This window comes from Pantoea leporis, from assembly GCF_028048155.1.
Taxonomy (GTDB): Bacteria; Pseudomonadota; Gammaproteobacteria; order Enterobacterales; family Enterobacteriaceae; genus Pantoea; species Pantoea leporis.
Window position 1 is genome coordinate 168495 of sequence record NZ_JALMEU010000002.1, and the last position, 25438, is coordinate 193932.

At 51.1% G+C, this 25438-nt stretch carries 22 protein-coding genes; 12 read left to right on the forward strand and 10 right to left on the reverse strand.

Going from position 1 to position 25438, the window contains the following annotated elements:
• Positions 1-5: 5 nt before the first annotated feature.
• Positions 6-839: an MBL fold metallo-hydrolase gene (locus MWH02_RS07985; protein WP_304623334.1), complete on the reverse strand. Its 834-nt coding sequence runs from the start codon at positions 837-839 to the stop codon at positions 6-8.
• A 139-nt stretch (positions 840-978) separates the two neighbouring features.
• Between MWH02_RS07985 and MWH02_RS07990 the strand changes: the two genes are divergently transcribed.
• The gene (locus tag MWH02_RS07990) at positions 979-1857 is read left to right on the forward strand and encodes a LysR family transcriptional regulator (protein WP_271460274.1); all 879 of its coding nucleotides are present in this window, start codon (positions 979-981) and stop codon (positions 1855-1857) included.
• A gap of 2 nt (positions 1858-1859) precedes the next feature.
• On the opposite strand, the gene MWH02_RS07995 is transcribed toward MWH02_RS07990, so the two are convergent.
• Both MWH02_RS07995 and eptB read right to left on the reverse strand, forming a co-directional pair.
• Positions 1860-2396, reverse strand: a complete 537-nt coding sequence (locus MWH02_RS07995) for a GNAT family N-acetyltransferase (protein ID WP_271460275.1) — start codon at positions 2394-2396, stop codon at positions 1860-1862.
• 24 nt (positions 2397-2420) lie between these two features.
• Positions 2421-4088 carry a kdo(2)-lipid A phosphoethanolamine 7''-transferase gene (eptB, locus tag MWH02_RS08000; protein WP_271460276.1) on the reverse strand — a complete coding sequence of 556 codons (1668 nt, stop codon included), beginning with the start codon at positions 4086-4088 and terminating at the stop codon, positions 2421-2423.
• Positions 4089-4652: 564 nt separating this feature from the next.
• On the opposite strand from eptB, the gene MWH02_RS08005 reads away from it, so the two are divergent.
• Positions 4653-5156: a DUF2569 family protein gene (locus MWH02_RS08005; protein WP_271460277.1), complete on the forward strand. Its 504-nt coding sequence runs from the start codon at positions 4653-4655 to the stop codon at positions 5154-5156.
• A gap of 124 nt (positions 5157-5280) precedes the next feature.
• On the opposite strand, the gene MWH02_RS08010 is transcribed toward MWH02_RS08005, so the two are convergent.
• Positions 5281-6201, reverse strand: coding sequence for a LysR family transcriptional regulator (locus tag MWH02_RS08010; protein WP_271460278.1), 921 nt, complete (start codon positions 6199-6201; stop codon positions 5281-5283).
• A gap of 111 nt (positions 6202-6312) precedes the next feature.
• Between MWH02_RS08010 and MWH02_RS08015 the strand changes: the two genes are divergently transcribed.
• From MWH02_RS08015 to MWH02_RS08040, 6 genes are all read left to right on the forward strand, one after another.
• The gene (locus MWH02_RS08015) at positions 6313-7455 is read left to right on the forward strand and encodes a M20 family metallopeptidase (protein ID WP_271460279.1); all 1143 of its coding nucleotides are present in this window, start codon (positions 6313-6315) and stop codon (positions 7453-7455) included.
• The gene (locus MWH02_RS08020; protein ID WP_271460280.1) at positions 7442-8842 is read left to right on the forward strand and encodes a YfcC family protein; all 1401 of its coding nucleotides are present in this window, start codon (positions 7442-7444) and stop codon (positions 8840-8842) included. Before MWH02_RS08015 ends, MWH02_RS08020 begins: the two co-directional genes overlap by 14 nt.
• A gap of 302 nt (positions 8843-9144) precedes the next feature.
• A complete protein-coding gene (locus tag MWH02_RS08025) occupies positions 9145-13710 on the forward strand; it encodes an autotransporter outer membrane beta-barrel domain-containing protein (protein WP_271460281.1) in 4566 nt (1521 codons plus the stop codon).
• A 134-nt stretch (positions 13711-13844) separates the two neighbouring features.
• Positions 13845-14438, forward strand: coding sequence for an NAD(P)H-dependent oxidoreductase (locus MWH02_RS08030; protein ID WP_217547949.1), 594 nt, complete (start codon positions 13845-13847; stop codon positions 14436-14438).
• Entirely contained in the window at positions 14435-15010 is a 576-nt protein-coding gene (locus MWH02_RS08035) for a TetR/AcrR family transcriptional regulator (protein WP_271460282.1), read from the forward strand. The genes MWH02_RS08030 and MWH02_RS08035 overlap by 4 nt, the downstream gene beginning before the upstream one ends.
• Before the next feature lie 28 nt (positions 15011-15038).
• On the forward strand, positions 15039-15587 hold the full coding sequence (locus MWH02_RS08040; protein WP_271460283.1) for a pyridoxamine 5'-phosphate oxidase family protein: 549 nt from the start codon (positions 15039-15041) through the stop codon (positions 15585-15587).
• Here MWH02_RS08040 and MWH02_RS08045 read toward each other — a convergent pair whose 3' ends face one another.
• Positions 15588-17054 (reverse strand): MFS transporter, encoded by a 1467-nt coding sequence (locus tag MWH02_RS08045; protein ID WP_271460284.1) that lies wholly within the window; start codon positions 17052-17054, stop codon positions 15588-15590.
• Between the two features lie 116 nt (positions 17055-17170).
• Here MWH02_RS08045 and ftrA point away from each other — a divergent pair, with 116 nt between their 5' ends.
• Entirely contained in the window at positions 17171-18175 is a 1005-nt protein-coding gene (gene ftrA, locus MWH02_RS08050) for a transcriptional regulator FtrA (protein WP_271460285.1), read from the forward strand.
• Positions 18176-18212: 37 nt separating this feature from the next.
• Here the strand turns inward: ftrA and uraH are convergent, their stop codons facing one another.
• Together uraH and MWH02_RS08060 are read right to left on the reverse strand one after the other, a co-directional pair.
• On the reverse strand, positions 18213-18635 hold the full coding sequence (uraH, locus tag MWH02_RS08055; protein ID WP_271460286.1) for a hydroxyisourate hydrolase: 423 nt from the start codon (positions 18633-18635) through the stop codon (positions 18213-18215).
• A 587-nt stretch (positions 18636-19222) separates the two neighbouring features.
• Complete coding sequence (locus MWH02_RS08060) at positions 19223-19426, reverse strand: con-10 family general stress protein (RefSeq protein WP_064740224.1); 204 nt, start codon at positions 19424-19426, stop codon at positions 19223-19225.
• Positions 19427-19851: 425 nt separating this feature from the next.
• On the opposite strand from MWH02_RS08060, the gene MWH02_RS08065 reads away from it, so the two are divergent.
• Both MWH02_RS08065 and MWH02_RS08070 read left to right on the forward strand, forming a co-directional pair.
• On the forward strand, positions 19852-20346 hold the full coding sequence (locus tag MWH02_RS08065) for a DUF892 family protein (RefSeq protein ID WP_271460287.1): 495 nt from the start codon (positions 19852-19854) through the stop codon (positions 20344-20346).
• Positions 20347-20776: 430 nt separating this feature from the next.
• Entirely contained in the window at positions 20777-22342 is a 1566-nt protein-coding gene (locus MWH02_RS08070) for a methyl-accepting chemotaxis protein (RefSeq protein WP_271460288.1), read from the forward strand.
• 43 nt (positions 22343-22385) lie between these two features.
• Here MWH02_RS08070 and map read toward each other — a convergent pair whose 3' ends face one another.
• The 3 genes from map to MWH02_RS08085 all read right to left on the reverse strand — a co-directional run bounded on the left by map (position 22386) and on the right by MWH02_RS08085 (position 23708).
• Positions 22386-23168 carry a type I methionyl aminopeptidase gene (gene map, locus MWH02_RS08075; RefSeq protein WP_271460289.1) on the reverse strand — a complete coding sequence of 261 codons (783 nt, stop codon included), beginning with the start codon at positions 23166-23168 and terminating at the stop codon, positions 22386-22388.
• The gene (locus MWH02_RS08080) at positions 23168-23410 is read right to left on the reverse strand and encodes a ParD-like family protein (protein ID WP_008106304.1); all 243 of its coding nucleotides are present in this window, start codon (positions 23408-23410) and stop codon (positions 23168-23170) included. Before MWH02_RS08080 ends, map begins: the two co-directional genes overlap by 1 nt.
• A gap of 112 nt (positions 23411-23522) precedes the next feature.
• Positions 23523-23708: a con-10 family general stress protein gene (locus tag MWH02_RS08085; RefSeq protein WP_101761305.1), complete on the reverse strand. Its 186-nt coding sequence runs from the start codon at positions 23706-23708 to the stop codon at positions 23523-23525.
• Between the two features lie 242 nt (positions 23709-23950).
• Here MWH02_RS08085 and MWH02_RS08090 point away from each other — a divergent pair, with 242 nt between their 5' ends.
• Positions 23951-25399, forward strand: coding sequence for a sugar porter family MFS transporter (locus MWH02_RS08090; RefSeq protein WP_101761306.1), 1449 nt, complete (start codon positions 23951-23953; stop codon positions 25397-25399).
• Positions 25400-25438: the final 39 nt, after the last annotated feature.

A 25438-nucleotide genomic window follows, 5' to 3' on the forward strand; every position in this document is an offset into this window, starting at 1 on the left:
GCGGTTCAGACATATTCCAGAAAATAATGTCCCTCTGAATGGGAGCGGATATATGCAAACCCAGACACGCCCAAGTGCATACCTGCAATCAATAGGTTTTCTCGTGAAGCGCGCTCAAGAATTGCTCTTCGTGTTTGCTCTGCCTGGTCAGGATCGTAATCAAAGGCGATTGAAACTTGCGGATGGGCAATTTGAATATGCGGATAATGCGTAATATCACCCCAAATCAGTAATTTTTCATCGCGGGAATCTATCAGGTAGCCGCTGTGACCAGGCGTATGTCCCGGTAGGCTGACTGCGGTGATATCTTTAGCAATCGCTGTTTCTTCCGTAAATCGAACAGTTGAATAAGCTTCGAACGTGCGACGAAACAGCGAACCATTCATCAGTGCGCGTTCACTCAGGCTAGTTAATTTTTCATTATCCAGCCAGAAGTTTGCTTCTGCTTTGCTAATGTAGAGTGCTGCATTTCGGTAAGCGGGTCGCCCATTCTCACCCAGCAGACCGCCAATATGATCGGGATGTGCGTGGGTCAACAACACGGTATCAACCTCGTCAGGCATGATGCCGGATAAAAGGAGGTTTCGTCTTAATTCTCCACCGATATGATTGAGGTTTCCCATACCCGAATCGATCAATATTATTCGTCCCGCTCCACGGATGAGATAGCTATTAATTTGGATATCATCCGCTGCTTTTATTCCGGCATGTTGCTGTATATTTACCGCTGCTTCAGGTGCTATTCCAGATAACAGACTCAGGCTGGCTTTCATCACGCCATCACTAAGCGCAGTGACCTTATAATTGCCGATATCCCTTGCGCTGAATAAATTCGTCAAAATTACCTCGTCAAATGTAGATAATAAAAATAGAAGATGACTCTGTTTGCTTAATTAAACGTCGCATTACTTAAGATGTTGCGGCAATATTTATTGTGTGGCTATCATCATTCTCGACTGAGTTGTGACCGGAAAAGTTATGGACATTAAGTTATTGCGCTCTTTTGCTCTCGTCGCCGAACTCGAGCACATCGGTCAGGCAGCTGAGAAATTGCATATTTCAGCATCCCCCTTGAGCCGCCAAATTCAGCAACTGGAAGATGAGTTAGGTGTGGCACTTTTTCATCGGGAAAAGAAACGCCTCTATCTCAGTGCCGAGGGCAAGCAGTTCCTGACAGAAGTGAAGGCATTGCTTTTGCACCATGATCGTCTGAATGGACTGGGTAAAAGTTTGAAGAATGGTCAGTCGGGCAGGCTTGATATTGGCTATGTCGAAGCGGCCATTCACTCACTTCTACTTCCTGAAAGCCTTGCCCGGTTAAATTGCTCGTCAAAAGTTGATATACAGCTCCATGCCTTACGCTCACAGTCACAAATCGATGCGCTAGCGAATCATGCGCTGGATCTGGCACTGGTTTATAACGAGCCGGAAGAGGATGACTGTTTTGCCTTTCAAAGCGTGTTAGTTGAGCCGGTGGTGCTGGCTATGCCAATAGAACAGGCAATTAGGGATCCCAGACCTGAGCAGTTACACATGAAGCGCTGGATCGCCGATAAGCAAAGTCTAAATACGGCAGTGTCCAACCGCTTGCTTGAGGTGTGTGAAGTGAGTGGGTTTACGCCTGATATTCGGCTTGAGGTTAGCGGACCACTGGCGGCGCTCTCCTGTGTTGAAGCAGGGCTGGGATTTACCTTTATTCAGCGAAGTCTTGCGCGGCTTGCTTCGTCGTCTGTCATTGTTGTTGAAGTACCCTGGCTGGCGCTGTATGTGAATCTCTATGCGATATGGCGGAGAAATGAGGCCAAACCGCTGGTCAGCCGCTTACTGACGGCATTGAGGGAACACGTTCCCTCTTGATGTTAATTCGATAGCCACTCATCGCGGGTTAATTCCCACAATTCATAATCGAGAACACCCGCGACATACTCTTTTTTGCCAGTTTCAATCAGACGCATGCCGGATTTACGTGAGATCTTCACTGAGCCAGTATTTACCGCCGCTTTTGGCACACGTAATACTTCGCGACCCAGCGTTTTAAACCAGAAATCATTCACGGCGTTGCACGCTTCACTCATATAGCCACGTTGCTGCCACTCAGGTACCAGCCAAAATCCGCGGTTATCATTTTCTGCATCGCGCAGTTCGATCAGACCGATCAATTCCTCAGGCTTCTCCTGACGTCTGATACTCCAGCACCAACCTCGACCTTCCTTAACGGCGGGCAACACCACGTTATCAACGTAATTCTGTGCGGCACCTTCAGGATAAGGCCAGGGCACGGCAGCATTGAGATAACGCACGATCTCCCAGCGCGGAAAGGCGATTTGCATCGCCTGCCCATCACCGCTTTCCAGTGGCTTCAGGATTAATCGTTGCGTTTTGATTTCTGGCGTCATAGTTCCTCCCCAAGAAACGTCACTTTACTTCTGAAGAGTAGAATGATCGCACCAGTTTCGCATTGAATTAATTCCGCCATCTGGTGAGGTAAAGCCAGCGCAGCCTAATATCGAGTCGAATAACTTCTCATGGAATACCGGCGTTTTGTTGTTCTGCAGTTGCTGCAGTTTGGCAAATGACGCTTTGTTATTACTGTCACTTAAAAACTTATCGGATGCCCAAACCATAATTGGCACCGTGCGCTGCGCCATCGGCGCATGATCGCGTGGCGTGCCGTGGAAATGCAGATTGTCGGAAATCGATTCTCCGTGATCGGAGGCATAAAACACGATGGCATTTTTATCTTTCAGGCTATCGAACGTCTGCTTAAGAAAATAATCGGTATACAAAAGACTATTATCGTAGGAGTTGATCATCTCCTGCGTGCTACAGGCATCATCAATACCCTGACATTCCGGCTTATAACGTGCAAACGCGCGTGGATAGCGTTCGGTATACATATAATGTGAACCTTTGGTGTGAAGAATTACAATATGTTTACCCTGCGGATGGCGCTGAATGGAGTCCTGCAGTTCATTAATTAACGCCATATCATCCACCGGCTTACCGACATTACGCTTCTCCGCCTGAATAGATTCGCGCATTGAATAACTGTCGGCCATGACTTTGTTATAGAACCAGGCTTCGCTCTGCATGGAATAGAGATCTTCCGAGAAACCTTGCTTCTTCATCACAGTAAAGACATTCATCTCTTTCAGGGTGCGCTGCGGAGCTTCTGAGGCTCCGCCTTCTCTGACAAACATACAGCGCAGCGAGAGCTTGGTTGAGGTATCACAGGAATAACCCTGCAAGTGAACGAGGTCTTTTTCGTGATCGAGATAAGGTGTGTTGTCGCGATCGTAACCGTATAAACCCATATGATCGCGGCGGGCACTTTCACCAATCACAAATACGATATACAAGTTATCCGCATTTTTCGGTGGGACGTATTTAAAGTGTTCAGCGGGATCGTATAGATTACGGTTGTCTTCAGCCTGACTGAATGAACTGTATGCCAACAAGCCAACGCCTGATAACCAGTTAGACGGTGAATAAGTGCCGGCCACAATGCCGCCGTAGCTGGCCATCATGCGGTTATTTTTCTTGTCCTGTTCATCCTGCACCTTGCCCATTAAATTCAACGGTAACCAGCAACCTAATGCGGCAATCACAATGGCGATGGTTTTATAAGACCAGTAACGCTTTTTGCTGATATTTGAAACGGTATTACTGCGCATTCCGCGCCAGATTAGCCATAGCGGAATGACGTTGATAATTACCATCCACAGCACAAAGTGCCAGCCAACGGATTCCTTAGAAAGATCCACTGAATCGGTGGCTAAAACGGCGGCGATGATTCCATAACCAATATCAATATTAAAGAAAATCATGTAATAACTGGCCGCGCTGGAGAAAATCACCAGCATGGTCATCAATACGCGCGACAGATATTTTCCGGTTAATGAGGTTAACAACGTTAACAGCATCACCAAACAAAATGCAGCGATGACCTCAGTCACTAATGAAAGGGTATTATCAAACTGCAATTGCGTATAGCGGCGGATAAAAATCGGAATGTTAAGCAGTACGCCGATATAGAGCGAAATAAACGCCGGTAGATAAAACTGTTTAACCCAACCCTTTATAAACATGTGTTCCCCGTTCTTATAATAAACAACTCAATCACTTGCCTGAAAATTGACAACCTTAAGTGAGAGGGTGGATTTGGGGAACAGTTCAATCGTTGCTGGGCATAAAGTATGTTATAATGTAACAATCTTGCTGAAGTGTTCATATCTCTCCCAGAAAGCTGCTAATCAGTACAGCTAAAATCGTGATTCTTAATAACCATTTTTCTAATCACTAAACGTGTCAACCATGACCCTTTGTACAACTGATGCCGAGTCAACGATTATAATTACCGGATATTTGTGTTAGGGGGGTTTTTTCTGGTTTCTAAAAATAAATAATCAGGAAGATGGTATTTTATAAGTGTTTTAAGAAAATCCTGATATTAATTATGGTATTATGTGTATATGTCATAACTTAAAAATGACAACCGATTGTGCTTGGTGTTTTTATAAATACGCTAAAAAAGATACTTGTTGCAAAATGCAAGGTGGCAACAAAGTCTAATGAATTAGCTATAAAGATCAAGTCGATTAAAAATATTCATCAAATTTCACTGTCATTTAATAATATTTAAAGGTTTAATCATGAAATGGGGTTGCATTAAGTGTGGAGAAGAAATACCGCAGGACAGGGAGTTTTGCACAGGATGTGAAGAAATACAATTTAGAAAAATTGGCGGCCTCCTTTACATACCTTTTGTAGGATTGATAATTTCAGCTATCTCGTACCTGTTGAATATAAATGAGGCTTTTAAGGCAATTATAGAGAATTATCGATCTATAGATATAAATGCTAAGGTGTTTTTTATTTCTTCTCTTACAATTTATGTAGTGATGTTTTTATTTGCGGCGTTCACACTATCACAATTCTTAAAAAGAAAGAAGTTGCTCCCTAATTTATATATTTCATTTTTGATCGCTATAATTATAACATTGTCGATTAATACCTACACGCTCTATGTGCTAATTCCTGGCGTCAAAATTGGGTATGATGAATTGGTTCCTATCTTCCGCAGTTTAATATCAGCATTGATATGGATCCCGTACTTCACCGTGTCTGTTCGGGTAAAGAGGACCTTCATAAAGTAGTAAATCGCCACGGGTTTAACAGACACCTCAGAGTCATTTAAGATGGCTCTGAGGTGTTTATGAGCGGTAAGCGTTATCCTTAAGAGTTCAAAATTGATTAGATTTGTAATCAAATAAGCAGCGATTAAACCGCTCCCGCCGTACCTTCAAAAAACGTCACCAGCAATTGCCATAAATGCTGCGCGGCGGGCGTGAAGCGGTTATCGGCGCTGCGTAATAAGTGGCACTGGCTTTCACGGGCGATGCGATGGTGAATCGGCACGGCGACTAAGTTCTTAGCGATAAGGTCGTCTTCAACCACTTTGGCGGTCATAAACGCGATGCCCATGCCAGCCTGGCTCAAGGCGATGGCGCTGGAAAACAGATTACAACTGTAAGCCGGGCTGAATATAAATCCTTCCTGACTGAACATGGCATTCATATAACTTTGAATGCCAAAATTTTTGTCCATACCAATCAACGAATAATTGACCAGTGCGGCCACCTCGATTTGCGGATAATCCGCGATGGGGTGTTGGCTGTGCACCACCGCACAGATTGGTCCGCGGTGAAAACTCAAACACTTCAGGCCGGGTGGGCCAATCGGGCCAAAACCCACCGCCATATCAACGTCGCCTTTGGCGATCAGCGACACGGTGGTTTGCATATCGCCCGACAGGATATCGATAAACACGTCGGGATAAGTTTGCGAAAACGGCTGCAAAACATGCCTGACGACTTCATCCACCATGCCCTGACCGACGCGCAATTTGATTGAGCCGCCGCGTTTATGGCGCAGATCTTTTAACTGGCGATCTAACTGGCTGCGCCGTTGATGGGTGTGCGCGTAATCTTCAGCCAATAACTTGCCAGCTTCGGTCAGCACCACATTGCGGCCACGTCGCTCCAGCAGAGGCAATTGCATCTCCCGCGCCAGTTGCGATAACTGACGGCTGATGGCGGCGGGATCAACATCCAGGGCTTCCGCCGCGCGACGAATACCGCCGTAATTGCCCACTTCATACAGATACCTTATGGATTTTTCTGGATAGAGCAGCATCGCCATAGGTTTTTCCTATCTGTTGATCTGAGGTCAACAATAATAGCCTTTTATCTCCATTTTTTAAGCGCATTTTTATCTCCATACTCGAAGATTCACTATGCGAGGGCAGTACAAATGAAAACTATAAAAAATTACCTGCAACAACATGCCGATGAAATTCTTCTGGATATCAAGGAATTGGTCGCAGCGGAATCTCCATCAATGAACAAGGCCGCCGTGGATTGTTGTGGCGAAGTCTTACAAGCGCTGTTTGCCAAACGTTTGGGCGTGGTAGCAGAGATTGATGAGCAACCGCATTACGGCAATCACCTGAAATTCACGCTGGGAAGCGGTGACGAGCAAACCGTGTTACTCGGGCATTTCGATACCGTTTGGGATGAAGGCGAGTTGGTAATGCGTGAAGAAGACGGCAAGCTTTACGGCCCTGGCGTGCTGGATATGAAGGCCGGTCTGGTGCAAGCCATCTGGGCGGTGCGCGCGTTGCAACAACACGATTTACTGGCGGGTAAACGCATCGTGTTTCTATGCGGTAGCGATGAGGAGGTGGGTAGCCCAAGCTCCAGCGCCTGGTTATCGCAGCACGCTTTGGGATCGACGCAAGTGCTGGTGGTTGAGCCTGCGGTGGCGGGATCGGGCGCACTAAAAACAGCGCGCAAAGGTACCGGACAATATGAAATTACCCTCAACGGATTAGCGGCGCACGCCGGGAACAATCCCGAAGAGGGCATCAGCGCGGTACAAGAAATGGCGCATCAGATCATGTTCTTGCACAGTTTAAACGCGCCAGAGCGCGGCACCACCGTCAATGTGGGAATCGCGCGGGGTGGCAACCGCATCAATGTGGTGGCGGATAAAGCAGTATTAGGCATTGATACGCGCGTCACCAGCGAAGCAGAAGCCGAGCGCATCCACGCCGAAATCAGCCAGATCACGCCACATTTAGCCGGCATCACGCTGGATATTAGCGGCGCACAATCACGTCCGCCAATGCGTCAAACACCGGAATCGTTGCTGCTGATGGAACGTGCGCAGCAGGTTGCCTTACAGCTTGGTTTCGAGGTGGAAGGCAAAGCGGTTGGCGGCGGCAGCGACGGCAATTTCACTGCTGCGTTGGGCATTCCAACCTTGGATGGTTTGGGCGCAACCGGCGCAGGTATTCATGCACGTCATGAACATATCATTATTGCCGATATTGCTCCGCGCGCGGCGTTGGTGGCGGGCTTGATCCTCGGAGGTGATGCGCATGTCTCAGGTTAATGTTGAGAAAAATACGCTGCGCCAACCGCCAGCAGCGAAAACCGAGCAAAGTCCTTATCTGCTGCTGTTTATTATTTTGGTGCTGGCGGCGGTGGCAACCTGGATTATTCCGGCGGGCAAGTTTGACCATGAAACCCGCAATGGCATCACTTTTGCCATCAAGGGAAGTTTGCATGAAGTCGCGCGTTCGGGCGTTTATCCCGGCGAAATCTTCATGGCGATTGTGCAAGGTGTCATCAAAGCCGCGCCGATCATTTTCCTGATTCTGTTTACCGGCGGGTTATTAGCGGTGATCGAATCGACCGGTGCTATTGCCACGGCGCTTAATTCACTGTCGCGCAGTACCAAAATAAGCGATACGCGCATTATCATCATTTTTGGTGTGATATTCGCCATTCTCGGCACCACCGGCGTGGTGCAAAACTCGGTAGTGGCGTTTGTGCCGATTGGTTTATTAGTGGCGCGCTCTTTGGGTTTATCGCCAATGATTGGTATGGCGCTGGTGTATTTAACCTGCGCGGCGGGTTTTAACGTTGCGGTATTAGGTCCAGCCACCACCGGATTAACTCAACATCTGGCGCAGTTGCCGCTGTTCTCCGGCATGTTGTTGCGCGGCATTACCTGTTTATTGTTCGTAATAACGGTGATGACCTATTTGATTATCTCGGTGAAACGCGCACGAAATAATGGTGAAGTGCGAATAGAACAAACGGCGCAGAATGATGAATCACTGACGATTACGGGTCGGCATAAACTGATTCTGATCACCTGCGCCGCAACGCTGATTGTATTTATGATTGGCACGGTGCAATTACATTGGGCCACCAATGAAATGTCGGCGATGTTTATTATTCTGTCGATTATGGTCGGCACGATGGGTCGCATGTCGGGTTCTGCCATTGCCAACACCTTCCTTACAGGTTGCTCGCAATTGGTAAAAGGCGGCTTCATTGTGGGTATGGCTGGCGCGATTTCCGTGGTGTTGCAACAGGGCAATATTCTTGATCCGATTGTTGGCTTCCTGTCTGATTTACTGGCACCGGTTCATCCCGCCATTGCGGCGGTGGGCATGTTCATTAGCGCGGCGTTGATGCATTTCGGTATTTCATCCGGTTCCGGTGAATCCGCTTTGCTGATCCCGATCTTCTCGCCGCTCGGCGATAACCTCGGTTTAACCCGTCAGGTGACGGTGCAAACGGTGTTGCTGGGTGAAGGTATCGTCAACTCCATCAGCCCAACTTCTGGCGTGTTAATGGCAGCCTTGGCCACCGCCAATATCTCTTTCTGCAAATGGATTAAATTCGTTGCGCCGGTAGTGGCGATTTGGTTTGCCATTTGTGTTGTCACCTTATTAATTGGTGTGGCGATCAACTGGGGACCATTCTAATAAATCGTAAGAAGCCACTTAATGGTGGCTTCTTATTTTTATATTGTTGTTAACACGATCAACATCCTTTCCGCTATTTCAGTTCCACGAATAATTGCATTCAATCCCCGGCCTTTTCTTAAAGTTATCTCATCATCGCTATTTGGCTTAAGTCGCGCTGGAACTGTCTCGCGTAAAGTGATGTTATTGCCGCGTCGCAGAATTTCTTTACGTTCAATTACACAAATTAATATTAGCCAAACCCATTGCTGGCGATGTCTTTACGCATCGCGACAGCGTTGCACGCTTCTCTGGAGTGAACGATGATGTTTCGATTGCATCCGCTGTTTATTAGCCTTATTGCCGCTTACGGTGTGTTTAATACAGCCTCGCCAGTTTGGGCGGCGACGCTTCAGCCTTTTACGCCGGAATTAAATGACAACCGCGCCGGCGTGTTTTGTATTTGCAATGGCTCGACTCAAACTTTAAGTGGCAATCAGCTGTTTGCGCCCGGTCAGGACGGCGGTGGCACCATATCCATCGGACAGTTGCTCAGCAGCGGCAGAATTATTTCGTATTCCTGGCAAGATTCAGGTCGCGTTGATCTGGGCGCGCAGAATTATGTGATTAACGTGCCGGACGCCAATGGCAGCGGCAGTAATAGCGTACAGGTATATAATTCTGCCGCGATTAACGCCATCGAAACTAATACCTTGCCGAATTTTTATAACGTTAATAATGGGCAATATATCAACGCGCGCGTTGCGCAGGTCAGCAATGGCACTATCAATGTTGATATCGGGCAGAAGGGCGCTGCGACCACCGCCAGCACCAACGGCTGGTCGATGGCGGCGAAACAGAGCGAGTTGTTTACTGCCAGCGGCAGCGGCACCATGAACTGGAACTCCGCTAATCGCATCTCCTTTTTCGGTTCCTACACGCCCTATACCTATCAACTGGGGAAATGGTTCGACAATGTGGTCTCCTGGCGCGGCGCGTTTAGCGTCACCACGCTGGATAACGCCACCACTTCATTCAACGTTTCCAACGTCAGCAGCTTGCAGAGCTACAACAATTGGCTGATTGAGCAATTGCAAAACGGCAATCTGGCCGCCGATAGCTACAGCAGCGAGTTTAATAAAGCGCTCTCCTTGCGCAGCGATGTTATCGCCTATGTGATCGATGCCGATGAATACTACGACGAAGTGTCGCAGCCGATTGGCGAACGCATTGTGTTAAGCGCTGATGGCCCCAATGCCAGGGCAACCATTGGCAGCAGCGGCATACTGGAAGTGGTAAATGCCAGCAGCGCGGCGATGCGCGCCAGCAACGGCGCGACGGCGGTGATTGACGGCAAACTGGCCAGCGTTGGCAGCAACGCACTGGAACTGTTAAACGGTAGCACCGGCATTAACAACGGCGTCATAAACAGCGGCTTTTTCAATAATGCCAATGGCAGCGGCGTCGATGCCTCGACCGTTGGTGCGGGCGGCACCGGCGTGTATGCCAACGGTGGCAGCCGCTTCACCAATAATGGCGTGATCAATACCGCGATTAACAGCACCGGCATCCGTCTCGAGGATGCCAGCGGTGCGAATAACGGCACCCTCAATGTGAAGGGCAAGGGCTCGACGGGCGTTGCCGTTTCGGGCAGCCAGGCCAATTTTGCCCAGAACGGCAGAATCAATTTGTACGGCGAAAATACGGTTGGTGTTGATGTGCGCGATGACGCCAGATTAACCATCAGCGATGCCAGTTCACTGCATTTTTACGCGCCGAATCAAACCGGTTATCAAGCCACCAACTATGCGCACATCGATAGCCACGGCGGCAGTTATGATGTCTCCACGCCAGGTTCGGCGCTGTATCGCCTGAGTGATGGCGTGATCTTTAATCCGGTGGTGGCTGCCGACGTGACGTTGAGCGGTGCCAACACACGCGGCATTGTCGCTTCAGGTGCCGGTTCACGACTTTACGGCACCACCTTGTACGGCACCGACAGCTATCACGTTAACGGCGAAGGGGCGATTGCGGTTCAGAGCTCGGAGGGTGCAGACGTGACCATCACCAACCCGATTGAGCTGAACGGCAACAATACCATTGCGGGCACCGGGCAAGGTGGATTCTTCGCCAACGTGGCGCCGATTACCGGCAACGGAACCAATGCCACTGCCTTTGATATCAGCGATGGTGTGATCTATCAGTCCACGCCGCGTGGCACCATCAATCTTACCGGGCCAAACAGCATCGGTGTGCGTATTCGCGGCGGCGGAAATATCTTTGATGGATCCAGCACCAACATAGCCTTGGGTATCGCGCTGGATACCGCCGAAGGCAATACCGTTTATTGGACCGATCACAGCGGATTGAGTGCGGGCGGCATTGCTGCGGTGCGCGTTGGCAATAACGGCGGCCTAACGATTAATGGTGATACCGCCGGGCCGAATTTTTACTACAGCACCATCAACGCCAATGCGGGCGCAGACACCATCTTACTGGGTAAAGGCGCAGCATCGTTAACCGCCAGCAACATCGGACTCTACAATTCTGGCGGCGGCAGCGTGCTCAACAACCGCGCGGAAACCAGCAATATTTCGCTGCAAGATGTCGGGATGAACACCGATGGCGGCACGTTAATTCGCTCCGCGACCTCATTCGATCCCAACGGTTATATGCTGGGTACGGTGAGTGGTGCAGGCGCGACGGGTTATGTGTTTAGCAAAGAAGATGGTAATACCACCAGCAACGATTTGATCATCCCACAAGGTTACAGCTTCTTTGTCTATGGCCCGGCAACCGGCGTGCGCGCCAACACCACCGGGCGGGTGATCGCCAACGGTAACATCATCGTTAACAGTTCCGATGGCGGCTCGGCGATTGTCACCAGCACCGCCAGCGAGGTGATCAACCGCGGCACCATCGTTTCGCTCAGCCTAGTTTCGCCAATTATCGATCTGCGTGGCGGCAACTCGGTATTTATCAATGAAGGCAACGTCACCGCGCCTTACCCGGAAACCGTTGTGGTTGCTGGTGGCGCCACCAGTGACCTAATTGCTTTGGTCGATGGCAACGTGGTGGGCGATGTGAACACCGGCAACGGCACCGACGTGGTCGAACTCACCGGCGGAACCATTGACGGCAGCGTGACGATGGGAACCGGTGTTAACAATGTGGCTTCGATCGCCAACGTCAGTCTGGCAAACACGCGTCACATCACTACCGCAGGCGGCAGCGGTAGCACGCTGAACTTTAGCGAGATTAACGCGCGCGGGGGTTCGTTCAACAACGATGATCTGGCGCGCGGCGTCAACCTCGGCGCGGGCTGGAGCACCATCAACTTCTACAACACGCAATTTACCCTTACCGATAATCTCAAACTGGCACACAGCACCATCAACGTGGATAGCGGCTCAACGCTGTTTGTCGGCGATCAGGTCAATCCGGTTTTGTCGGGCGAGACTGACGATTCGTTGGTGGTGAATAACGCCGGTACGTTGAATCTCACCAACGGCAGCGGCGCGGCGGGCAACACGTTGACCATCAACGGTGATTTGGCGTCGGCGGGCGGCAAGCTGGCGTTGCGGACGCAGGGCGCGCAAAGCGACACTTTACGCGTTAACGGCAACGTGACCGGCACTACCTTTATCAATGATGTGCTGAGTGCTGCCACGCTGGCGGATAGCAATCGAGATGGCGTGATCTCCGCCAATGAAGGCGTTTCTCTGGTGCAGGTTGCTGGTAGCGCCAGCGCCAATAGCTTCGCGCTGCAACGGGGTTATGTCGCTGCAGGGGCGTGGCAATACGGGCTTTATAGCTTTGCCCCCGAGAATGGCAATACAACCTGGGATTATCGTCTGGCCAATAACTACGTTTGTAAAGATGGTTCCCTTTGTCAGCCGCAGACAGCAGGCAGCGGCGCGCTGCGCCCGGCGGTCATTCCACAGCTTCCTTCGTACATTTCGGCGCCGGTCGGATTGGCGTATTACACCCTGGCAACCATTGGTGATTTACATCAACGCCTGGGCGAATTGCGGCAGAATCCAGACGGATCAGCGGAAATGTTCATCCGTTATTCCGGCTCCAACCAGAAGTACAAAACTAACCTTGATACGGCGCATTACGGTTACGACTTTGACCTCGATTACAGCGCGGTGCAGTTTGGCGGCAACCTACTGCGGTTGGACGGCGAGCAAGATAGTCTACGCGGCGGCCTGGCTTACACGCGCGGCAATGCGCGCATCCGACCGAATGCAGCTGATGGTTACAGCTCAACAGATTTCGACAGCGACAGCCTGACGATTTACGGCACCTGGCAGCGCGCAAGTGGCTTCTATCTGGATGGCGCGCTTTCACTCGATTGGCATCGTGGCGACACCGATATCGCCCGACAAAAAGAGGTGGCGAAGTTGAAAGGCAAAGGCTGGACCGCATCGCTGGAGAGTGGTTATCCGTTCCAGTTGGCGAACGGCATTCGTCTTGAGCCGCAAGCGCAACTGCTGCATCTGCATTTGAAGTTGGATGACTTCACCGACGACGATCAAACCCAAGTCTCTTACGACGATTATGACCAAACCATTGGCCGCGTCGGCGCACGTCTGGCACGGACCTGGAACGATAGCGGCAGCGGGCAATATACGCCGTATCTGCGCACTAACTACTATCGCGGTTGGGGCGGCACGGCGAAAGTGGATGTTGGTGCCAGTAACAGCGAGGTTAGCGATAACTTCAACAGCGGCAAGTTCGGCCAGATGTGGGATGCCGGCATCGGCGGCAATGCGGCTTTCACCAACAATGTCTCGCTGTATGCCGAAGCCAATTACCGCAAAGAGATCGACGGCAACGGCGTGCAAGGCTGGAATTACAACGCGGGCGTACGCTGGGTGTTTTGATAAAACGGTTACCCTCACAAGCCCGCCGGTTTAGTTGACGGCGGGCTTTTTTACCTGTTACGAACGCAGTAAAATTGACAACCTACCAATGGTAAGTTACTACTAGTAGCTTACTCATAACGGAGGTTGTCGCTATGCATGCTCTGATCGTAACTGCTCACCCGGACCAACATTCACACACGCACCACATCGTCTCGCAGGTGGCACAAGGAATTGCTGCTGGTGGCCACAGCTATGAAATTGCCGATCTGGCGGCGGAGCAGTTCGATCCGCGCTTCAATCAGGCCGATTTCGATCAGTTCAAAAGTGGTGCGCCATCGCCGACAGATGTGTTGGCGGAACAGCAACGTCTGGATCGCGCCGATGCATTGATTCTGGTTTATCCCATCTATTGGTGGTCGTTTCCGGCGCAGCTGAAAGGCTGGATCGATCGCGTTTTCACTCAAGGTTGGGCGTACGATGATGATGGCCAAACTGTGGTGAAAAAGCTCGGCCATTTGCAGGTGCATTTGCTGGCGCTGGGCGCGGCGAGCCAGCGCACCTATGTGCGTCGGGGCTATTTCAGCAGCATGCGCACGCAGATCGATGAGGGGATTTTTGGCTATTGCGGCGCGCCGGTGGTGACCAGCGAATTGCTGCTGCCAACCGATGAACATTATCCCGACGCGCATTACACGCTGGCAAACCAACTCGGACAGCGACTTTTTGACGTGAAGGAAATGGCATGAATCAACCCACTCGCCAGCGCATGTCACATCAGGCACGTCGTCAGCAACTAATTGGCGTGGCGTGGAATCTGGTGCGCGAGCAGGGCAGCGATGCGCTGACGTTAGGACGCGTGGCGGAAGAAGCGGGCGTCAGTAAACCGGTGGTCTACGATCATTTTGGTACGCGCCACGGTCTGCTCGCGGCGCTGTATGAAGATTTTGATCTGCGCCAGAACGCGATTATCGAGGCGGCGATGCATGCTGCCGGTGCCAGCCTTGCCGAGCGAGCAAACGTGGTGGCGTCGAGTTACGTCGATTGCGTGTTAACGCAGGGACGTGAAATTCCCGATGTGCTGTCGGCGCTTGATAGCACGCCGGAACTGGCGGAAGTGAAACGCAAATATCAGCTCGATTTCATTGAAAAATTTCGCAGCTGGTTTGCGGAGGCAACGTTGCCGCAAGCCAGCATGTGGGGAATGTTAGGCGCCGCCGATGCGATTTCCAATGCGGTGGTGTGCGGTGACATCAGCCAGCAGCAAGGATTAGCCGAACTTCAGGCGCTGATTCTGGCGCTGGTGGAACGTCACAAGTAACCTTTTATCCAGCCAACAGGAACAACAGATGTCATTACGCGAGATTGATAGCGATTGCTGGCAACAACTGGAAACCGGCGCAAGCGATCCCGATGCCGGTTTTCACTTCTTAACGCTCGCGTCGGTTGATCAACAGGGCAAGCCGCAGGCAAGGACGCTGGTGCTGCGCGCGGTTGACCGCGTCGAACGCACGCTGGAGTTGCACACCGATATGCGCAGCCCGAAATGGCAGGCGCTGGCGGTTAATCCAGACGTTACGGTTCTGGGATACAGCGCAAAAACGCAGCTGCGGTTGCAGGGAACGGTCGAGCTGCACGCCGCACACAGCGCAGTAGCTGAAGCGGCGTGGCAACGATTATCGCGCCGGACGCAGCAAACCTATGCTGGTGCTACGCCGGGAAGCGAGATCGAAACCACATCCACCCATCCCGGCAACGCCGAGGATAATTTTGGCGTGTTGCTAATCCGAATTACCCAACTGGATTGGTACCTGCTGGCGCGGGAAGATAATCAAAGAGCGTTGCTGAATTACACCGACGACGGCGCGCTAGTCAGCAGTAAAAGGGTGCATCCGTAACTAAGGCGTGCATTGTTGCTGCGCCTTGCGACGAACGTTAAACAGCAGAAAACTTGCCAGCGCCAATCCCCAAACGCCCGCCGCGCCATACAACAGCACGTCGGAAAAACCGTCGGTGAGCACCTGCGCGGCAATATCGTGGTTCAATGAAACCTCGCCGCCGCCGGCGATGCGCTCGGCCAGCGTATGCACATCACTTTGTCCCGGCATAATGCGTTGCAAACTCGCCGCAATGCCCGCCACCAGCAAACTGCCCATCAGCGCGATATTGATGGCAAGCGTAATCAGGCGCGCGCTGATATCAATCCCCGACGCCATGCCAACGCGATTACCCGGCACCGATCCGGTTGTGGTGTTGGTCACTGGCGTGTTGGTCAATCCGAGCGCCATTCCAGCGAGCAGCGCGCCCGGCAGTAAACTCATCTGCTGCGCCACGGCGAACTTCATCAACATCAAGCCCGCACCGATGGTGCATAATCCCAGCGGAATCATGCGCGCCGCGCCAAAGCGCACCACCAGTTTCTCGCCCAGCGGCGGCATCAGCAAGGTCGGTAAAGTGTAAGCCAGCAGCGCCAAACCGGTTGCCATGCTGCTGTAGCCAAGGCCGCTTTGATAATAGACCGGCAGATAAATCATCAGCGGCCAGAAGCTGAAGTTCATGCCAATCGAGCCCATCAATGCCCCGGAAAAGGCGCGGATACGGAACACGGAGAAATCAAACATCGGATGTGGATGGCGCTTCTCATTCCATACAAACAGCAGCGCGCTCAGTAGTGTAACCAGCAAAATCAGTTGTGCCGCGACGCTGTTCCAGCCGAGGCTGCTGCCCTGCGTAATGAGATAGGTGGCGCCGACCACGCTGAGCGATAAGGTAATCAGGCCGCTGAGATCGAGCTTTTGGGCTTCAGCATCGCGCGATTCGACCACATTTTTCAGCGCGAGGATCAGCGTCAGCAACGCGATAAATCCGTGTACCAGAAACACCCATTGCCAGCTAAACCAGGCAACTAGCATGCCGCCGATGATGGGTCCGAATCCCAGCCCAAAGCCAAAGGTAATGCCCCACGCGGCGAACGCACGGCTACGCGCTTTGCCCTGCGGAAACTGGAACGACAGAATCGCAATCAGGCAGGTTAACATCGCGCCACCGCTTAATCCTTGCAGCAAACGTCCGACAATCAGCCACAGCGCATTGCCCGCCAGTCCGCACATCACCGATGTCACGCCGAAGGCGATAATGCTGATGATGAAGATGCGCTTGCGTCCAAAAGTGTCGGCCAGCGTGCCGGTTGCCATTAGCACTGCGGTGCAGGCCAGCGTATAGGCGTTCATGATCCACTGTAATTCGCGGAAGCTGGCGTGCATCTCCCTTTCCAGCACCGGTAAAATCACCGGTACGCTGGATATCTCCAGTCCCGACATCAATGCGGCCAGACAAACCGCCATCAGCGCCAACATGTTCTTCATACTCAATCCCTGCGATACGTTAAGAGCGTGCCAGCATGAAAGATTGGCGTGCGAGTGGAAATCTGCCTGCATGCCATATATCGTCAAGATCGTGCCAATTTCTCCGGTGACCTTTAATGCAAATGATTGCTCCGCTTCATGGCCATTCGCCTGCACCGTTCAACCGCCGACTGGTTTTGCTGGCGTATGAATGTCTGTGTACCTTTGAGTTCGGCATCGCCGTTGAGGCTTTCGGGCGTGCCGACGAAGTGTTCGGCCAGCCTTTATACGGTTTGAGCGTGGCGTCGGTGGAAGAGGGCGTATTCGGCGCGCAAGGTGGCGTGCGGCTGGTGGTCGACGGCGGACTTGAGCTGCTGGAAGAGGCGGGCACTATCGTGATTCCCGGCTGGCGCAGCGTACATGAACCGGCATCGGATCAACTTATCGCCGCGTTACAAAAAGCCCATCGCAACGGCACGCGTATTGTTTCGATCTGTGCAGGCAGTTTCGTGTTGGGCGCTGCCGGATTGCTAAATGGTAAGCGCGCGACCGCACACTGGAACAGCACCGAGATTCTGGCGCAACGCTTCCCGCAGGTGCAGGTTGAGCACGGTATGATTTATGTTGATGAGGGCAGCATCATTACGTCAGCGGGTGGCGCAGCGGGCGTGGATTTGTGCCTGCATCTGATCCGCCGTGATTATGGTATTGAAGTGGCAAACCGCACCGCGCGCCGCATGGTGACACCGCCGCTGCGCGAAGGCAATCAGGCGCAGTTGGTTCAGCAGCCGGTGCCGCAGCGTGCGGCAAAAAATCTCTCGCCCTTACTTGATGATTTGCGTAATCACCTCAATACGCCGCTGGTGATTGACCAACTCGCCAGGCAAGCTGGCATGAGCCGCCGCACCTTTTTACGCCGTTTCCATGACGCTACCGGCACCACGCCGGGAGAATGGATGTTGAGCATGCGGCTGGAAAAAGCTTGCGCACTGCTGGAGAGCGGCAAGCTGAGCATTGATCAGGTTGCTGAACAGGCGGGATTTGGATCGCCAGAAACCTTACGTCATCACTTCAGACAGCGGCTCAACACTACCCCGACCAACTGGCGCAAGTCATTTAGTGAAAGAGGGGTAACACAATAGATTCCGTGGGTCGCCATTGATGGCGACCCTTTTAAATTTAATTCCCGCGATAACTCGAATAACCAAACGGGCTCAACAGCAGCGGAATATGGTAGTGCTCGCCGGTGCTTTCCATATTGAACTCGACCGGAATTTCCGGGAAGAAGGTTTTCTGGTTGTTCATTTTGTAATAGTCACCGGTTTTAAACACCACGCGATAGCTGCCTGCGCTGGCGGTTTTATCTTCCGGGAACAGCGCGCTAATCCTGCCGTTGCTGTCGGTTTTGCCGCTGGCTAATTTCACCCAGTTATTGTTCTGTTTCTGATCGAGTTCAACCTCAATACCCGCTGTCGGCGAGCCTGTTTGCAGGTTCAAAACATGTACGCTGAGCGGATTTTTTGGTGCTGCCGGTTGTGCTGCTCCCGCTGACAGGCTGGTCGCAATCAGGATGGCGCTGGCTGAGGTAAAGAGAGTTTTCATTAAAATATCCTTTTTAAGCAGGTGAATGTGCTGCAATCCTGGATGCTTCGACAACAAAATCATAATTGATAAGACTAAATGTGAAATTTCTGAGATCTGACGAGCAATCTACCAAGTGCTGACATCTTAGCGGGCATTGATGCAAACCTGGTTGCCATGAAGGGCGAGCATACGTAATGCAGGTCATTGTTGTTGTCACTCCCTCAGTGCAAATGGCGGTTAATTTAATTACCAGCGAGCGACAACTACGCTAATCCACCTCCGATTATTCTGAGTCATCTGTCAGAATTCTTCTCTAAAAGTTGTACCAGTTTAAGTAACATGTACATATATAATTTTGAGTCAGGCATTTATTATTAGCTTGCAAATGTAATTTTGTGGTTAATAAGCGAAGGGTAAAGCCTGGATAAGCGAAGCGGTAAATAAATTGAAGTTGATCAAGAAATAATCGATTATACGGATTTTTAGCTGGAAATAACCCTCCTGACATGGATAAATCTGTATTTAAGCGAAGCGTAAATACAGTATCAGGAGAGTGTTGTGCAGAAGTAAAACGATGTTAGATGTTTATTCTTTTGGGAAGAATGTTATTTGCGTCGGCTGATTTTCCCTCCTTTTCTTCCTGCTTCAATGGCGCGCTCCGGGTCGTTTTTGAAGTTACCGCTGCTAGCCTGACCGCCTTTGCGCCCGGCTTCAGCCGCGCGTTCCTTGTTCTCTGCGAAGTTGCCTGCACCACCACGACGTTGCGGCTTTTTTTCTTCCTCATCGGGTAGCTTCTTAGCGTCCGTCATTGGTTCTCCTCTTTTATAAATACCAACATGATGCAAAATAAATGTAGTGCCATTTTTTCCAGTTTCAAGCCTGGGTTTCTCGTAAGTCTTAATTCTAAGAGGCTTGCTTATGTTACTTCCAGTTAAATTTTCACTTCTCTCTAAATGTAACTACCATTAGTTACTTGCTTAAGATTTTTAACATTAAAAAGAAAGCTTCTCTAGCCAGATAATAAGCGAAGCGGTAAGCACATTTACTTATAACCTCAATCGCAATTCTTGCGCACATTACTTGCAGCTTGACGCTTGCTTGCTACGTTTAATTAATCTTCTTGTTTAGCCTAAATTAACGCTTCGCTTATTTTGCTCAATTAGCCTAAATGAGCTGATGTCATACCCATCAGGCAGCTAACTGTCGATGTTCTTCTCACTACCGGAGCAAATTGATGACCAAGGAATTTGTATATCTGGATTGGTTGCGCGATGCGCATGCGATGGAAAAACATGCAGAGCCTTTGCTGCAGGCAGCTACGCTGCGGCTGGAGGAGTTCCCGCTGTTGCAGGCACGTATGAAGCAATATGCACAACAAACCGCTGAACAGCAGCGGTGGGTGAAAGACATTTTGAAACGCTACGACAGTAACTGGTCAGCGCTGAAAGACGCGTTAGGACGATTGTCGATCGTTGGGCAAGCCGCGAGTGATATGTTGCGCAATGAAGAGGGCGTGCGCATTGCGGTGAGCAGCTACGTGTTCTGTAACTATAAAGTGGCAACCTACACCGCATTACTGGCCGCAGCGCAACAGGCGGCGGACAGCAAAGGTATTAAGACTTTCCAGCTGATCCTGCAACATGAAATCCAGATGGCAGATTGGCTTCTTCATCAGCTGCCGGACGTGGCGAACGAGGCCATTTTGCATAGCGCGGTAGCCGCAGTCTGACGGATAACTATAAGTGGTCGGCAGCCTTGCTCTGCTGACCGCTCAATTTGGCTTGCAGGTTAAACGCTACAGAGAAACTAACTGTTTTCCCTTAGTCAAATTGCTGCAAATAATAAAATCAGGATCATTCTTTGCTATTTGTTAGCCTGGCGAGAACCTTTATTCTAAATTAAGTAAAAAAACCAGGCTTAGAATTTTATGTTATTCCCTATCAGTAAATGGAACTGATTAATGAAATCGATTTCAGCAAAATAACACTCCGCGTCTGATATTTGAAATGTGACCCTATCAATCATCGTCTCTAATGTTAATGAAATTGCTGACGATAACAGCAGAGATGCTGCCGATTAACGCCCGTAGCCTCTTCTGTTTTTTTAAAACAACATTATTGTCTTCACTACTTTTCAATCAAAATCATTGAGGTTTCTAAATGGACGTAGTTCAAAGATTTTCACGTAATGTAAAGTTGCGAACCAAACTTACAATATCCTCTATGCTCAATATCGCGATGCTACTTTTAGTGGCGTTACTCGGATTAAATTCGCTGTTCTTAGCTGAAACCGGCGTTAACGGCATGATGAAAGACGATTATCCCACTATTGCATTGGGCAACCGATTAATTGATGAGATCAACGTAACGGTGCAGCAGCAGGCGCTGCTGCTGAGCCCGATTGATGCGCAACGCCGGACAACGATTCAGAGCAATCTTCAGGATGCCTCAAAGAAAATTACCGAAACCTATAAGCAGTTAAATAAGCTGGCTACCGATGATGAATCAATCGCATTTCTCAAGCGCGTGGAAGTGAGGCGAGCAGAGTTCCTTAAAGAGCGAAATGTATTCTTCGATTTAGTGAATAGTGATGTGACAAAAGCAGTGAATTTCTATTTTTCTACGCTTGCCTTAGCGCAAAGAAATTATATCGATGAAGTTGAGGGGTTCATTACCCTGCAAGAGCAGCAAATGGATGGCTCCTATAATAATTTTATGGCGTCATACGGCAAAACTAAAATTTCCATGCTGATTATTTTTGTAGTGGCTATTTTACTTTCAGCATTTATTGGCTGGATTATTATTCGCTCGATTACAGTGCCATTGAAAAAAGTGATCACCTTTCTTGGTCGAGTGGCGGATGGCGATCTCAGTTCTGATTTTCATGAACAGCGAAAGGATGAAATGGGGCAGTTAATTAACGCCATCCAGCAGATGCAGGAAAAGATGTCGGATATTGTCAGCCATATTCGCATTAGCGCAGAACAGATTTCCGGCGGCGCCAGCGAAATCATGTCGGGCACCAACGATCTCGCGGCGCGTACGGAAGAGCAGGCCAGCTCGGTAGAGCAAACGGCGGCCTCGGTGGAGGAGTTCAGTGCCACCATTAGCAACACGCGTAATAATACCCACGTTGCCGCCGATCTCTCCGCTAAGGCGGAAACCACGGTAGGACGTAATGCCAGCATGATGGACAACGTCGCCAGCAAAATGGCCGAAATCAATGATTCTGCCAGCCGCATGGCGGAGATCATCAACCTGATCGATTCCATTGCTTTCCAGACCAATATTCTGGCGCTCAATGCTGCGGTAGAAGCCGCACGCGCGGGTGAACATGGTCGCGGTTTTGCCGTGGTGGCGCAGGAAGTCCGCGCGCTGGCGCAGAAAACCGCCACCTCATCGCATGAGATCCGTAATTTGATTGAGGAGTCGTCCACGCGTATTGCCGATGGGCGCGATATGGTGACGGATGCCAATAAATTGATGAACGGCATGATGTCGAACGTGGCTGAGATGAAAGAGTTGCTGGTGCAGATCAATCAGGCTAGCAGCGAGCAGGCAGACGGCATCAGCCAAATCAACACCGCGATTAGCCAGATTGATATCACTACGCAGCAGAATGCGTCGCTGGTGGAACAATCGCTGGCGGCGTCGGCGATGCTGAGCGAGCAGGCAGCGAATATGGTGAATAGCGTAAGCGTGTTTACGCTGCGTCAAACCGCTTAATGCGAGGGTGATCCAGAACGGCATATGCGTTCTGGATCTTTTTTTAAATTGCCGGATATTCGCCAGTACCTTCTGGCCACGGCGTCAACAAATCAAAGCCGGTTTCGGTCACGGCGATGGTGTGTTCCCACTGCGCTGACAGCGAGCGGTCTTTGGTGACCACCGTCCAGCCATCGGACAGTACACTGGTGCCGGCTTTACCCGCGTTGATCATCGGTTCGATAGTGAAAATCATGCCCGCCTGTAACGCCAATCCCGTGCCTGGCGTGCCGTAATGCAGAATCTGCGGATCGCCGTGATACACCTCGCCGACGCCGTGACCGCAATATTCGCGCACCACCGAGAAACCGGCTTTTTCCGCTACCTGCTGAATGGCCGCCCCGATATCGCCTAAGGTCGCGCCCGGTTTTACCACTTTGATACCTGCCACCATCGATTCGTAGGTGATATCCACCAAACGTTTGGCGCGCACCGACGGCTGGCCAACGTAATACATGCGGCTGGTGTCGCCGTACCAGCCATCTTTAATGATGCCGACGTCTATGTTGACGATGTCGCCATCCTTGAGCTTTTTCTCGCCCGGAATGCCGTGGCACACCACGTGATTCACTGACGTACAGGTCGTTTTGCTGTAACCGTGATAGCCAATATTTGCTGGCACCACTTTTAGCTCGTTTACCACGTAATCATGACAAATCGCGTCCAGTTCATTGGTGGTGACGCCCGGTTTAACGTACGGAGTGATGATCTCCAGCACTTTAGCGGCGGCGTGTCCGGCGGCACGCGCCAGTTCGATCTCTTCAGCGGTGTGCAGTTTGATGCTCATTACGCGATTCCCTGCGAGGTGAATAAAGGATGGTCGAGCAGTTGCGCTAAATCCGCGCCGCTGTCGCGTTCAACGCGCATCAGCAAGCGCGTCAATTCCTGATGATTGAGTGACGGATAAATCTCGGCCAGCATGCCGATCTTCATCCAGTGTTCCGCCTGCGCGTTGATGGAACGGCTCATCGCCGTGCTGGCGATGCGCAGATTCTCATGCATTAAGTCAGAGATTTTTACGATGCCCATGGTGCAACCTATATATGAATCGTATGTGATATGTATATAGGTTACCGTTTTAGGCTGGGATATGCAAAAAGGGGGTGAAGCCAATCCATGGCGGACAAAATCCTAAGGCGCCTTACTCAGACTTCGTTGGAGGACGACGACTTATTTTGCCTCCTTTCCGTCCCGCTTCAACGGCGCGTTCAGGATCGTTTCTGAAGTTGCCTCCACTGGCTTTGCCTCCCGCCTTGCCAGCTTCTTTCGCACGTTCTGGATCGTTAGCAAAATTCCCTGCGCCGCCTCTGTAGCTCTGTTTGTTCATAGGAAGACCCCTTATCAATGTTCCGTTAGATTTGAGGACTAGCTAGTCACGCTGCAATTTTAGTTCGCCGTTGCGTTAAAGCCAGGCCGTAAACGCCGATCATTGAAAATGATCATTAAGCGCGATGAAATTTGTCGAATTAATAGTGACCTTCGTCACATTTTACAATTCCTGACTATACTTCTGCCTTTTGGGTTTCAACCTTTGCGCTATAAGGCGCGTTCAATATGCAGGGAACAGGAATGGACACATCGCAGCAAAACAGTGACGACGATTCAGCGCTAAGTAATCTCACCGTTAAACAGCGCATCTTCTTTGTGGTACTCGTAGCGACAATGGGTGCTCTGGCTTTTGGTTATGACACCGGGATTATCTCGGGTGCCTTGCCGTTTATGACCTTGCCGCCTAATCAGGGCGGTCTTGATCTCACACCGTTCACCGAAGGTTTAGTCACTTCATCCCTGATCTTCGGTGCCGCGCTGGGTGCTTTCCTCAGTGGTTATTTCTCCGATCGCTTTGGCCGACGCATTACGCTGCGTTCTCTGGCGCTAATTTTTGTGCTGGGCGCGATTGGTACCGCGTTAGCGCCAAACCTGCACGTAATGGTGGCGATGCGTTTTCTGCTGGGGATTGCGGTGGGTGGCGGTTCCTCAACCGTACCGGTGTTTATTGCCGAAATTGCCGGGCCAAAACGGCGTGCGCCGCTGGTGAGCCGCAACGAGCTGATGATTGTTTCCGGTCAGCTGCTGGCTTATGTGGTCAGCGCGGTAATGAGTTTCACGCTCAACGATCCGCATCTGTGGCGTTATATGCTGGCGATGGCGATGATTCCTGGCGCGTTGCTGTTTATCGGCACCTTCTTTGTGCCAGCGTCGCCACACTGGATGGTGGCAGAAGGGCGCATCAAAGAAGCGAGCCGTATCCTGCACAAACTGCGTGAAACGCCGCGCGAAGTAAAAAAGGAGATGACGGAGATGCGCCAGCACGCTAAAGCGGCGCGTCAGGGGCCCTCAGCGCGTGAACTGCTGCAAGAGAAATGGATTCTTCGCTTGTTACTGGTGGGCGCGGGGCTCGGCATTGTTATCCAGTTCACCGGCGTGAATGCCTTTATGTACTACACACCCGTGATTCTGAAAACCACCGGCATGGGCACCAACGCCTCGATTGCGGCGACCATCGGTAACGGGATTGTTTCGGTGCTGGCGACCATGGTGGGCATCAAAGCAGTGGGACGTTTTGGTCGTCGTACCATGCTGATGACCGGTTTGTCGGTAGTGATCGCCATGCAGCTGGCACTGGGCTGCGTGCTGCTGTTGATGCCACAGGACATGACGCAAAGCATCTTCGCGCTGGCAGCGATCCTGGTGTTCCTGTTCTTTATGCAGATGTGTATTTCGCCGGTTTACTGGTTGCTGATGTCGGAGCTGTTCCCGATGAAAGTGCGTGGCGTGCTGACCGGCGCTGCCGTTTCGTTCCAGTGGATCTGTAACGCGGCGGTGGCGTTTGCCTTCCCGCCGCTGCTCTCCGCCACCGGCAATGGCGCGTTCTTTATCTTTGCAGCTATCAACGTCGGCTCGCTGATCTTCGTAATCACTATGCTGCCGGAGACCAAAGGCAAATCGCTCGAGCAGATCGAAAATGAGATGCGCGAGCGGTTCAGCGAGCAGGAGCAGGATCAGCAAACCGCGTAGCGGCGCTTGAGAATTCCTGGTCACGGGAGGAAGATACGC